Source organism: Promicromonospora kroppenstedtii DSM 19349, from assembly GCF_000515355.1.
Taxonomy (GTDB): domain Bacteria; phylum Actinomycetota; class Actinomycetes; order Actinomycetales; family Cellulomonadaceae; genus Promicromonospora; species Promicromonospora kroppenstedtii.
The window spans coordinates 157,540-169,082 of the sequence record NZ_KI911686.1; the positions used below are offsets into that span (position 1 = coordinate 157,540).

Genomic DNA, 11,543 nt, shown 5'->3' on the forward strand with positions numbered 1-11,543 from the left:
GAATCAAGGAGGACTCGGATGCGTACTTCAGCCCGACGCCGAGGCGTGGCTGCCGCAGCCGCCGTGGCCGTATCCGCCGTCGGCCTCACGGCCTGCTCCGGCGGAGGCGGGAGCGCCGCGGAGGCGACCTGCACCAACGAGATCAAGCAGCCGGACGCCGCCCAGGTGACGGTGTGGGCGTGGTACCCGGCGTTCGAGTCGGTCGTGGACAACTTCAACGAGATGCACACCGACCTGCAGGTCTGCTGGACCAACGCGGGCCAGGGTGCGGACGAGTACAACAAGTTCCAGACCGCGATCGAGGCCGGTACCGGCGCGCCCGACGTGATCATGCTTGAGGCCGAGGTGCTGCCCACCTTCACGATCCTCGAGTCGCTCGTGGACCTGTCCGAGTACGGCGCCGCCGAGCTGGAGGGCGACTACACGGCCGGTTCCTGGTCGGACGTCTCGAACGGTGACGCGGTCTACGCGATCCCGGTGGACGGCGGCCCCATGGGCATGCTCTACCGCACCGACATCTTCGAGGAGTACGGCGTCGAGGTACCGACCACCTGGGACGAGTTCGCGACCGCGGCCCAGGACCTGCGCGACGCGGGCTTCGAGGGGCACATCACCGACTTCCCGACCAACGGCAACGCGCTCAACTACGCGCTGTTCGCCCAGAACGGCTGGGAGCCGTTCCAGTACGACGCCGCCAAGCCGACCGAGGTCGGCATCACCGTCGACAGCCCGGAGGCCGAGGAGGTCCTGAGCTACTGGAAGGGCCTGATCGACGACGACCTCGTGGCCACCGAGGACGCGTTCACGACCGACTACAACGCGGCGCTCGTGGACGGCACCTACGCCGTCTACCTCGCGGCCGCCTGGGGCCCCGGCTACCTGCAGGGCCTGTCGGAGGCCGACGCCGACGCCGAGTGGCGCGCGGCCCCGCTGCCGCAGTGGGACCCGGAGAACCCGGTGCAGGTGAACTGGGGCGGCTCCACCTTCGCCGTCACCACGCAGTCCGAGCAGCCGGAGGCCGCGGCGACCGTGGCCAAGGAGCTGTTCGACACCGACGAGGCATGGAAGCTCGGCGTCGAGGAGGCGGCCCTGTGGCCGCAGTGGAAGCCGATGCTCGAGTCGGACTGGTTCACGGGCCTCGAGGCGCCGTTCTTCGGTGGGCAGAAGATCAACGAGGAGGTGTTCCTCGACGCGGCCAACGGGTACGAGGGCTTCTCGTTCAGCCCGTTCCAGGTCTACGCCTACGACCAGCAGACGCAGGCCCTGTACGACATGGTCCAGAACGGCACCGACGCCGCCACGGCGCTCGGCACCGTGCAGGACGGTCTGGTGCAGTACGCCACCGAGCAGGGCTTCACGGTCTCCGAATGAGCCTCGGTAGCCGGGTGGAGGCGGGCACCGCCCGCCCCACCAGCAAGATCGCCAGCCGGCGGCAGCGCTGGGGATACGTCTACGTGGCGCCGTTCGCCGCCGTGTTCGCCGTGTTCCTGGTGCTGCCCCTGGGCTACGCGCTGTGGATGAGCCTGCACAACAAGGGCATCGCCACGGCCGGGCGCAGCGTGTTCGTGGGCGCCGACAACTACGTCAAGGCGTTCACGGACCCGGTGTTCCTGGAGGGCCTGTGGCGGGTGCTGCGGTTCGTGCTGGTCATGGTGCCGGTCCAGATCGTGGTCGCCCTCGTGGCGGCACTCCTGCTCGACACGCTCGCCACCCGGCTCAGCCGGGCCACGCGCCTGCTGATCTTCGTGCCGTACGCGATCCCGGCGGTGATCGGGGCGCTCATGTGGGGCTTCCTCTACAGCCCCCGGTTCGGGCCGGCGCAGGACGTCTTCGGCCTGCTCGGCCTGACGGCGCCCAACTTCCTCAGCTCCGCCAACATCTTCGGGTCGCTGGTCAACATCGTGACCTGGCAGTGGGTGGGCTACTACATGATCATCATCTACGCCGCCCTGCGCTCGATCGACCCCTCGGTCTACGAGGCCGCGGTGCTCGACGGCGCGGACGGGCGCCAGATCGCGCTGCGCATCAAGGTGCCGATGATCTCGTCGTCGATGGTGATGATCGTGGTCTTCGCGCTCATCGGCACCCTGCAGTTCTTCACGGAGCCGCAGGTCCTGCGCTCGTCCGCGCAGGGCGCCATCCCGTCCGACTACACCCCGAACATGTACGCGTTCGCGACGGCGTTCAACTACAGCCAGTTCAACTACGCCTCGACCCTGGCGTTCGCCCTCGGGTTCCTGGTGTTCGTGGGCTCGTACGTGTTCCTGTTCCTGACGCGCAAGCAGAGCGGGCTCAAGTGATGGCGACCTCGATCCTGACCTCCAAGGTCCGCACCGACCGCACGGGACGAGAGCCGTCGGCCCCGGTGGGCCAGGGCCGACGCATCGGCTCGCACGTGGTGCTCGTCATCCTGGCGATCTACTTCGTGGTGCCGCTGTGGTGGCTCGCGGTGGCGTCCACCAAGACCAACGCGGGCCTGTTCGCCGGGGACGCGCTCTGGTTCGGCTCCGACTTCGCCCTCTGGGACAACGTCACGGGGCTGTTCACCCACCAGGGCGGCATCTACTGGACCTGGTTCCGCAACTCGTTCGTGTACGCGGTCGCGGGTGGCGTGGGCGCCACGGTGCTCTCGGTGCTCGCCGGCTACGGCCTGGCCAAGTACCGGTTCCGCGGGCGCTCCGTGTTCTTCGCGCTGCTCCTGGGCTCGGTGATGGTGCCGATGACGGCGCTGGTCATCCCCACCTTCGTGCTGCTCAGCGGGATGGGCCTGCTGAACACGATGTGGGCCGTCATCCTGCCGTCGCTGCTGAGCCCGGTCGGTGTCTACCTGGTGCGGGTCTACGCCCAGGATGCCGTCCCGGAGGAGGTGCTCGACGCCGGCCGGGTCGACGGAGCGGGTGAACTTCGGCTCTTCTTCCAGGTGGTCCTGCCGCTGCTGCGCCCCGCCATCGTGACTGTGCTGCTCCTCACCACCGTGGCCACGTGGAACAACTTCTTCCTGCCGCTGGCCGTGCTCCGGGACCCGAACCTGCTGCCCGTCACGGTCGGCATCTACAACTGGCAGGCCCTCTCGAATGCCGGCGCGGGCGGCGAACAGGTCTGGAACCTGATCGTCACCGGCTCGTTCCTGTCGGTGGTCCCGCTGGTCGCAGCGTTCCTCTCGTTGCAGAAGTACTGGCAGGGCGGCCTGTCGCTCGGCAGCGTCCGCTGAGGTCCGGCGCGCCCGGACCGGGCGCGCCGGATTCAAGAGTTGACTGTATCGATGCCGTAACCATCCAAGAAGTTCTCCTTACTTACCCGCGACCACGGCTACGGTGATCCCCGTCACCGAATGATCGTGGCGGTTCTCAGCCGACACGGTTTTGACCAATGGGCTTGTGAGCGTTCACAATCTGTTGCGTTCACAAAGTGAAGTCGGCCGGGTTGCAGAGACGTTGCCCGGGCAACACTCGAAGAGGAGAAGTCATGGCAAGGAAGCTGTGGGCAACGCGCGGTCTGGCCGCGCTGGCAACGGGCGCGATGGCGGTCTCTCTCACCGCGTGCGGCGGTGGCGGTGCCGGCGGAGGCGCCGGCGGCGGTGACGGCGCGGGCGACGGCGAGGCCGGCGGCCTCGTGGGCGTGGCCATGCCGACCCAGACGTACGAGCGCTGGATCGCCGACGGCGACGCCGTGAAGACCGGCCTCGAGGACGCCGGCTACGACGTCGACCTGCAGTTCGCGGGCGACGACATCCCGACCCAGCAGCAGCAGATCGACGCGATGATCAACAAGGGCGCCGAGGCGCTCATCATCGCCTCGATCGACGGCACCGCGCTGGGCAGCCAGCTCGAGGCCGCCGCTGCCGCGGACATCCCGGTCATCTCTTACGACCGCCTCATCCGCGACTCGGAGAACGTCGACTTCTACGTCACGTTCGACAACTACGAGGTCGGCGTCCAGCAGGGCACCTCGCTGCTGACCGGCCTGGGCATCCTCGACGAGAACGGCGAGGAGGCCGCGGACGCGCCCGAGGGCCCGTTCAACATCGAGCTGTTCGCCGGCTCGCCCGACGACAACAACGCCGGGTTCTTCTTCGACGGCGCGATGTCGGTGCTCCAGCCGTACATCGACGACAAGACGCTCGTCGTGCCCTCGGGACAGACGGACTTCGACACCGTCGCCATCCAGCGCTGGGAGCAGGAGCGTGCGCAGAAGCGCATGGAGGACCTGCTGACCGCCACGTACACCAAGGGTGACGTGACCGTCGACGGCGTGCTGGCCCCGGCCGACGTGATCTCGCGCGGCATCATCACGGCCCTGAAGAACTCCGGCTACGGCAAGGGCGACCTCGCCACGCCGATCGTCACCGGCCAGGACGCCGAGGCGTCGTCCGCCAAGCTGATCGTCGACGGCGACCAGTACTCGACGATCTTCAAGGACACGCGTCTGCTGGCCGAGCAGGCCGTCACCGCCGCCACGGCCTTCCTCGAGGGCAACGAGCCCGAGGCGAACGACACCGAGACCTACGACAACGGCGTGAAGGTCGTGCCGTCGTACCTGCTCCCGACGGTGATCGTCACCAAGGACAACCTGCAGGCCGAGCTGGTCGACTCCGGCTACCTCACCGAGGACGAGGTCGCCTCCGGTCAGGTCGACGAGTAGGTCTGACCTCCTCGCGAGACCGGCGCGACACCGCTCCGGCCCGGGGGCCCGCGGGCGGGCGTCGCACACAGCAACATCTCTACTGGCGACAAGCACGCGACAAGGACTGGCATGGCCGATTCGGCGCCGACCGACATCCTCGAGATGCGCGGCATCACCAAGACATTCCCTGGGGTCAAGGCGCTCCAGGACGTCAACCTCACCGTCCGCCGGGGCGAGATCCACGCGATCTGCGGCGAGAACGGGGCGGGCAAGTCCACCCTCATGAAGGTGCTGTCGGGCGTCTACCCGCACGGCAGCTACGAGGGTGACATCGTGCTCGACGGCGAGACCGCCGAGTTCGGCACGATCAATGACTCCGAGGCACGAGGCGTGGTGATCATCCACCAGGAGCTCGCCCTCGTTCCGTACCTGTCCATCGCCGAGAACATCTTCCTCGGGAACGAACGCACCCGGGCCGGCGGCGCCATCGACTGGAACAGGACCAACGCCGAGGCCGCCGCCCTGCTCGAGCGGGTGGGCCTGAGCGAGTCGCCGACGACGCCCATCTCCGCACTCGGCGTGGGCAAGCAGCAGCTCGTCGAGATCGCCAAGGCGATCTCCAAGGACGTGCGCCTGCTCATCCTCGACGAGCCGACGGCGGCGCTGAACGACAACGACTCCGAGCACCTGCTCGGCCTGCTCCGGCAGTTCAAGGAGCAGGGCATCACGTCGATCATGATCTCCCACAAGCTGGCCGAGATCGCCGAGATCGCCGACCGCACCACCATCATCCGGGACGGCCGGTCGATCGAGACCTTCGACATGGCCACGGCGGGTGCCTCGTCCGACGCGATCCAGGACCGCATCATCCGCGGCATGGTGGGCCGCGACCTCGACAACCGGTACCCCGACCGCGTGTCGCATCCGGGCGAGGAGGTGCTGCGCATCGAGGACTGGACGGTGTACCACCCGACCCAGACCGGGCGCGTCGTCGTCGACAAGGCTCACCTGAACGTCCGCGCCGGCGAGGTGGTCGGCATCGCCGGCCTCATGGGCGCCGGGCGCACCGAGCTCGCGATGTCGCTGTTCGGCCGCTCCTACGGCCGGGACATCACCGGTCAGGCCTATATCCACGGCAAGCCGGTCGACGTGCACAACGTGCCGGACGCGATCCGGGCCGGCATCGCCTACGTGTCCGAGGACCGCAAGCAGTACGGGCTCAACCTCATCGAGGACATCCGGCGCAACATCTCCGCGGCGGGCCTCGGCAAGCTGTCGAAGAACGGCTTCGTGGACGAGAACGAGGAGCTCAAGGTCGCGGAGGAGTACCGCGCGTCCATGAACATCCGCACCCCCAACGTGCTGGTGGAGGTCGGCAAGCTCTCGGGCGGCAACCAGCAGAAGGTGGTGCTGTCCAAGTGGCTGTACACCGCCCCTGAGGTGCTGATCCTCGACGAGCCCACGCGCGGCATCGACGTCGGCGCCAAGTACGAGATCTACACCATCATCAACGAGCTGGTCGCGGCAGGGAAGGCCGTGCTGGTCATCTCCTCGGAGCTCCCCGAGCTCCTCGGCATCTGCGACCGCATCTACACCCTGGCCTTCGGGCGCATCACCGGCGAGGTCGACGTGCCCTCCGCCACCCAGGAAGGACTCATGGCCCTCATGACGCAGGAGACCACGCGCGAGACGCAGGAGACGAAGGCATGACCGGCATCGCCAACATCCGGGACCTGTTCACCCGGAACATCCGTACCAGCGGCATCTACATCGCGTTCGTGGCGATCGTCGTGCTGTTCTCCGTGCTCACCGACGGACTGCTGCTGAGCTCGCGCAACCTGACGAGCCTCGTGCTGCAGTTCTCGTACATCCTGATCCTCGCCATCGGCATGGTCATCATCATCATCGGCGGGCACATCGACCTGTCGGTCGGGTCGGTGGTCGCGCTCACCGGCGCCGTCGCCGCCGTGCTGGTGGTCCGCAACGGGATGCCCTGGTGGGTCGGCGTGCTCGCCGCCCTCGGCACCGGGTTGCTGGTCGGCGCCTGGCAAGGATTCTGGGTCGCCTATGTCGGCATCCCAGCGTTCATCGTGACGCTGGCAGGCATGCTCCTGTTCCGTGGCCTCACGCTCGAGGTGCTGAACAACGTCTCGCTCTCGCCGTTCCCGGCGGAGTACACCTCCATCGCCTCGGGCTTCCTCAACGGCCTGCTCGGCGGCTACGGCTACGACACCTTCACGCTCGTCATCTTCGCGGTCGGCGTGCTGGGCTTCGCGTACAACTCCTGGCGCAACCGCCGGGCCCGCATCGCCTACAACCAGACCGTCGAGGCGCCGGCCCTGTTCGTGCTGAAGATCGTCGTGGTCGCCGCCGTCGTGATGTGGTTCGCGTGGAACCTCGCCACCTACCGCGGCCTGCCCGCGGTGCTGATCATCCTGGCCGTGCTGGTCATCGCCTACACGCTGGTCACCAAGCACAGCGTGTTCGGCCGCCACGTCTACGCCATCGGTGGCAACCTCGCCGCGGCGCAGCTCTCGGGTGTCCGGGTCAAGCGCGTGAACTTCTGGATGTTCGTGAACATGGGCTTCCTGGCCTCGATCGCGGGCATCGTGTTCTCGGCCCGGTCGAGCGCCGCCCAGCCGGCCGCGGGCAACATGTTCGAGCTCGATGCCATCGCGGCGTGCTTCATCGGTGGCGCCGCCGTGACCGGCGGTATCGGCACCGTGACCGGCGCGATGGTCGGTGGCCTGATCATGGCGGTGATCTCGAACGGCATGTCGCTCATGGGCGTCGACCAGTCGACGCAGCAGATCGTCAAGGGCATCGTGCTGCTGCTGGCCGTCGCGTTCGACGTCTGGAACAAGAAGCGGGCGTCGGCCACCCGCTGACGCCGTCCCGCCGGTGTAGAGCTCCGGCGAGACAAGACTCTGGCGAGACGGAACCGCGGCGAGCCTGCCGTTCCGTCTCGCCAGAGTCTTGTCTCGCCAGGGTTCTGTCTCGCGCTCGCCGAGGGTGGGCGAGAATGAGCGGATGGTTCCGTCCGCACCCGTGTCCCGCCGCGGCCGCCGTCCCGCCGGGCAGGACGCCCGCGCCGAGATCCTTGCCGCCGCCCGGGACGAGTTCGTCGAGCGCGGGTACGAGGCGTCGTCGCTCCGGTCCGTCGCGCGCCGTGCGGGCGTGGACCCCGGCACTGTGCGGCACTGGTTCCCCGACAAGGCGCGCCTGCTGACGGCGACGCTCGGGGTCGCGGGGATCGAGCCCGACAAGGTCGTGGAGCAGGTCGCCGCCGGCCCGGTCGAGTCGCTGGGGGAGCGCCTCGCCGCGGCCGTGGTCGGCATCTGGGACTTCGACGGCGGCGACACCGTCCGCGTGGTCATCCCCGCCGTCATGTCCGACGCCGAGCTGCGCGGCCTGCTGCCGCAGTTCATCGGCGCGGCCATCCTGGCGCCCGTGATGCGCGCCCTCGACCTGCCCGACGCCGCGCTGCGTACCGCGCTCGTCGCGTCGCAGATGTCGGGCGTGCTGCTCACCCGCTACCTGATCCCGGTGGAGCCGCTGGCCTCGCTCGCCCCGGCCGACGTCGCACGGCTCGTGGGCCCCACCCTGCAGCGCTACCTCACCGGGGCGCTCCCGGCCGCCGGAGGTCTTGCGCCGTAGCCCGCGCCGGGAGCATAATTCCTCACATGAGGAAAAACGCGGTCGTCATCCGGGACCTGCGGGTCGTCCGCGGCGACAGGACCGTCATCGACGGGCTCCGGCTGGACGTGCCCGCGGGGTCCGTGGTGGGGCTGCTGGGGCCGTCCGGCTCGGGCAAGACCACGCTCATGCGCGCCGTCGTGGGGGTCCAGGACAAGGTCACGGGCACGGTGGAGGTGCTCGACGACGTCGCGGGCAGCCCCGCCCTGCGCCACCGGGTCGGCTACATGACGCAGGACGCCAGCGTCTACACCGACCTCACCGTGGTGCAGAACCTCAGGTACTTCGCCGCGCTGGCCGGCGTCCCGTCCCCCGGGAAGGCCGTGGCGGACGCCGTTGCAGTCGTCGACCTCGGCGGGCACGAGAAGCAGCGCGTGGGCACTCTTTCCGGTGGTGAGCGGTCCCGCGTCTCTCTGGCCGCCGCCCTGGTGGGCGACCCCGAGCTGCTCGTCCTGGACGAGCCGACGGTCGGCCTCGACCCGGTGCTGCGGCGCGACCTGTGGGCCGTGTTCCGGCGGCTGTCGGCCGAGGGGCGCACGCTCCTGGTCTCCAGCCACGTCATGGACGAGGCCACGCAGTGCGACCGGCTGCTCCTGATGCGCGCGGGCGGCCTGGTCGCGGACACCACGCCGGACGAGCTGCTGACCAGCACCGGTGCGCCGGACGCCGAGCGGGCGTTCCTCGCCCTGATCGACGCCGCGGACGCCGGCTCCGCCACCGCCGACGCCGGCCCGGCCGACACGCACGAGGAGACCGCACGATGACCCTGACCCTCGCCACCGCCGGCCGCGTGCTGTCCCAGCTGCGCGGCGACCACCGCACCGTGGCCCTCATCATGCTGCTGCCGTGCCTGCTCATCGGCCTGATCGCCTGGATGTTCCACGACCAGCCCCAGGTGGTCGACCAGTTCGGCCCGATGCTGGTGGGCCTGTTCCCGCTCATCGTGATGTTCCTGGTCACGAGCGTGGCGACGCTGCGCGAGCGGCAGTCCGGCACGCTGGAGCGCCTCATGACGACGCCGATCCGCAAGGGCGACTTCGTGGCGGGCTACGGCCTGGCCTTCGCGACGCTCGCGCTGGTGCAGGCGTTCGTGGTGGTCGGGTTCGCGCTCCTCGTGGGGATGGACGTGGCGGGTCCGCTCTGGCTCGTCGTCGTGGTGGCGCTGCTGGACGCGATCCTCGGCTGCACCCTCGGCCTGGCCGCGTCGGCGCTCGCTCGCAGCGAGTTCCAGGCGGTCCAGATGATGCCCGCGATCATCTTTCCGCAGCTCATCACCTGCGGCCTCCTCATGCCGCGCGACCAGATGCCCGAGGTCCTGGAGTGGCTGTCCCGGATCTTCCCGCTCACCTATGCCATCGAGGCGATGACGTCGCTCGCCGCGGGGGACGAATGGGCCGACGTCCGCGGCGCGGTCGGTGTGATCGGGCTGTTCATCGTGGGCGCGGTGGTGCTGGGGGTCGCCACGCTCCGCCGCCGCACGGCCTGACCCACCGCCTGTCAGACGTACAGGTCACCGGCGTGACCTGCACGTCTGACACGTGCTCACCGCAGGTGGAGGGCCTCCGCCACGTCTCCCCAGTGCACGTACGAGAAGCCCGTGGCGTCCCGGTCCGGGTCGACGTCGGGGCCGGTCTCGGGCTCGTCGTGCGTCACCAGGAGCCCGGACCCGTACTCGCCCACGGGTGCGTTGGAGACCGCCAGTCCGTCCGAGCCGTTGACGTCGTCCACGCCGTCGCCCGCCACGCGGAAGGCGCCGAGCGCGCGGTTGCGGCCGGTCAGGGCGTAGACGCCGTAGGTGTCGTCACCCTGGCTGGAGACGATCACGTAGCCCGTGCGGCCCGGGCCGTACCAGATGTCGACGCCCTCGGCGTCGGCGGTCAGGTTCGTCCCGCCGTACGACGGCGCCGCCGGGTCCACCGGGGCGCACTCCTCGGTCTCGGGGTCGTAGGCGTCGTGCACGCCGAAGTCCCGGACCTTGTCGAGGAGGCGCGGCGCGCCCGAGCCGAGCGGCAGCGGCACGCGCCACAGGCCGACGTCCTCCTGCGTCGCGTACAGGGTGCCGGTGCGCCGGTCGACCGCGACCCCCTCGAGCTGCGGCTCGACGCCCGGCTCCTCGCACGGCACCCAGGTGGTGCCGTCGGGCAGGGTGAACTCGCCGGGCATCGACAGGTGCTCGACGTCGGTGTAGCCGACGCCGTCCGGGCCGGTCGTGAGGCGAGCCGTGGCGATGGTGGTGCTGCCCTCCTGGGTCACCACGGCGTACGCCGCGCCACGCCGCGGCTGGTAGACGGCCAGGCCGTAGGCCGTGTGGTCCTCGGCGACGGTCGCCCGGTCGGGGCTGAACAAGAACTCCAGCTCGGGCGCGGTGACCTCGGTGAGCGGCGCCACGGCGTCCGCCCCCGCGGGGTCGATCGCGAAGAAGCGGATCTGGTCGTTGTACCGGTCCGAGACGACGGCGACGTCCGTCGCCCGGCCGTCGACGCGCAGGCCGTAGGCGATGTCCACGTTGTTGAACCTGCCGGGTACGCCGTCCGCGCGCGGGGCCGGCGTGGCCGCGACCGACTGCAGCTCGGTCGCGGCCACGGAGTAGACGCGCAGCCCGCCTTCCTTGGCCGTCGCGACCACGAGCGAACGGTCCGAGTCGTCCGGGTGCACCCAGATCGCGGGGTCGTCGCCCGACGCGTTGCCGCCGGCCTCGTCGTCGTACAGCGGGGGAGTCTCGACCGAGGTGGTGACGGTGGCGGTCCGGTGGTCCCCGTGCCCGGCGCCGGCAGACGCCGCGGCGGGTGCGAGGAGCGGCAGGAGCAGCAGGGCGGCCGACAGGCCGGCGAGGCGACGTCGCATGTCCGGAACGATCCCGAACGGGAGTGAACGCAGCGTGTACGGCGGCCGGTGATCGGCGGTACGCCAGGTGATCGGTAGAACGTCAGGTGGTCGGCAGCTCGGGATGCCGACCACCTGACGTTCTACCGATCATCCGGGTCCACGGCCGCGCCGCGTCAGTCCAGCAGGGGGTCCAGGCCCCAGAGGGGGAAGACCGCGCGGCGGGTGGCCTGGGTCGCGCGGTCCACCGGGTCGGCTGGGTCGTAGCCGTCGCGCCAGCTCCGGAACGGCACCTCGGCCGTACCGAGCGTGTGCGCGGCCTCCAGGTCCAGGGCCTCCACCGCCTCGCACCACGCGGCGGGAAGCGCGGCCCCGCGCTCCAGGGGCTCGTGCGCGGCCTC

10 protein-coding genes and 1 pseudogene are annotated in these 11,543 nt (G+C 69.8%); 9 read left to right on the top strand and 2 right to left on the bottom strand.

The window, feature by feature from the left end; genetic code table 11:
* The first annotated feature begins 18 nt into the window (after nucleotides 1–18).
* From PROKR_RS15340 to PROKR_RS15380, 9 genes are all read left to right on the top strand, one after another.
* A complete protein-coding gene (locus PROKR_RS15340; protein WP_036964490.1) occupies nucleotides 19–1,371 on the top strand; it encodes an ABC transporter substrate-binding protein in 1,353 nt (450 codons plus the stop codon).
* Nucleotides 1,368–2,300 carry a carbohydrate ABC transporter permease gene (locus PROKR_RS15345; RefSeq protein WP_036964491.1) on the top strand — a complete coding sequence of 311 codons (933 nt, stop codon included), beginning with the start codon at nucleotides 1,368–1,370 and terminating at the stop codon, nucleotides 2,298–2,300. Before PROKR_RS15340 ends, PROKR_RS15345 begins: the two co-directional genes overlap by 4 nt.
* Nucleotides 2,300–3,211 carry a carbohydrate ABC transporter permease gene (locus PROKR_RS15350; protein WP_051433030.1) on the top strand — a complete coding sequence of 304 codons (912 nt, stop codon included), beginning with the start codon at nucleotides 2,300–2,302 and terminating at the stop codon, nucleotides 3,209–3,211. The genes PROKR_RS15345 and PROKR_RS15350 overlap by 1 nt, the downstream gene beginning before the upstream one ends.
* A 254-nt stretch (nucleotides 3,212–3,465) precedes the next feature.
* Nucleotides 3,466–4,641: a multiple monosaccharide ABC transporter substrate-binding protein gene (gene chvE, locus PROKR_RS15355; protein ID WP_036964492.1), complete on the top strand. Its 1,176-nt coding sequence runs from the start codon at nucleotides 3,466–3,468 to the stop codon at nucleotides 4,639–4,641.
* Between the two features lie 111 nt (nucleotides 4,642–4,752).
* Entirely contained in the window at nucleotides 4,753–6,333 is a 1,581-nt protein-coding gene (gene mmsA, locus PROKR_RS15360) for a multiple monosaccharide ABC transporter ATP-binding protein (RefSeq protein ID WP_036964493.1), read from the top strand.
* Complete coding sequence (gene mmsB, locus PROKR_RS15365; RefSeq protein WP_036964494.1) at nucleotides 6,330–7,511, top strand: multiple monosaccharide ABC transporter permease; 1,182 nt, start codon at nucleotides 6,330–6,332, stop codon at nucleotides 7,509–7,511. The genes mmsA and mmsB overlap by 4 nt, the downstream gene beginning before the upstream one ends.
* 142 nt (nucleotides 7,512–7,653) lie before the next feature.
* The gene (locus PROKR_RS15370; RefSeq protein WP_036964495.1) at nucleotides 7,654–8,280 is read left to right on the top strand and encodes a TetR/AcrR family transcriptional regulator; all 627 of its coding nucleotides are present in this window, start codon (nucleotides 7,654–7,656) and stop codon (nucleotides 8,278–8,280) included.
* 26 nt (nucleotides 8,281–8,306) lie between these two features.
* A complete protein-coding gene (locus PROKR_RS15375) occupies nucleotides 8,307–9,083 on the top strand; it encodes an ABC transporter ATP-binding protein (RefSeq protein WP_036964497.1) in 777 nt (258 codons plus the stop codon).
* Nucleotides 9,080–9,805: an ABC transporter permease gene (locus tag PROKR_RS15380; protein WP_036964498.1), complete on the top strand. Its 726-nt coding sequence runs from the start codon at nucleotides 9,080–9,082 to the stop codon at nucleotides 9,803–9,805. Before PROKR_RS15375 ends, PROKR_RS15380 begins: the two co-directional genes overlap by 4 nt.
* Before the next feature lie 56 nt (nucleotides 9,806–9,861).
* Here the strand turns inward: PROKR_RS15380 and PROKR_RS15385 are convergent, their stop codons facing one another.
* Nucleotides 9,862–11,163, bottom strand: coding sequence for a phytase (locus PROKR_RS15385; RefSeq protein ID WP_036964499.1), 1,302 nt, complete (start codon nucleotides 11,161–11,163; stop codon nucleotides 9,862–9,864).
* A 155-nt stretch (nucleotides 11,164–11,318) separates the two neighbouring features.
* A pseudogene (locus tag PROKR_RS35095) lies at nucleotides 11,319–11,543 on the bottom strand (acetoin utilization protein AcuC); the annotation flags it as partial.

Bases quoted from the DNA above. Each gene is read 5' to 3' on its own strand.
- PROKR_RS15340 (WP_036964490.1), top strand. From the start codon at position 19: ATGCGTACTTCAGCCCGACGCCGAGGCGTGGCTGCCGCAGCCGCCGTG.
- PROKR_RS15345 (WP_036964491.1), top strand. From the start codon at position 1,368: ATGAGCCTCGGTAGCCGGGTGGAGGCGGGCACCGCCCGCCCCACCAGC.
- PROKR_RS15350 (WP_051433030.1), top strand. From the start codon at position 2,300: ATGGCGACCTCGATCCTGACCTCCAAGGTCCGCACCGACCGCACGGGA.
- chvE (WP_036964492.1), top strand. From the start codon at position 3,466: ATGGCAAGGAAGCTGTGGGCAACGCGCGGTCTGGCCGCGCTGGCAACG.
- mmsA (WP_036964493.1), top strand. From the start codon at position 4,753: ATGGCCGATTCGGCGCCGACCGACATCCTCGAGATGCGCGGCATCACC.
- mmsB (WP_036964494.1), top strand. From the start codon at position 6,330: ATGACCGGCATCGCCAACATCCGGGACCTGTTCACCCGGAACATCCGT.
- PROKR_RS15370 (WP_036964495.1), top strand. From the start codon at position 7,654: ATGGTTCCGTCCGCACCCGTGTCCCGCCGCGGCCGCCGTCCCGCCGGG.
- PROKR_RS15375 (WP_036964497.1), top strand. From the start codon at position 8,307: ATGAGGAAAAACGCGGTCGTCATCCGGGACCTGCGGGTCGTCCGCGGC.
- PROKR_RS15380 (WP_036964498.1), top strand. From the start codon at position 9,080: ATGACCCTGACCCTCGCCACCGCCGGCCGCGTGCTGTCCCAGCTGCGC.
- PROKR_RS15385 (WP_036964499.1), bottom strand. From the start codon at position 11,163: ATGCGACGTCGCCTCGCCGGCCTGTCGGCCGCCCTGCTGCTCCTGCCG.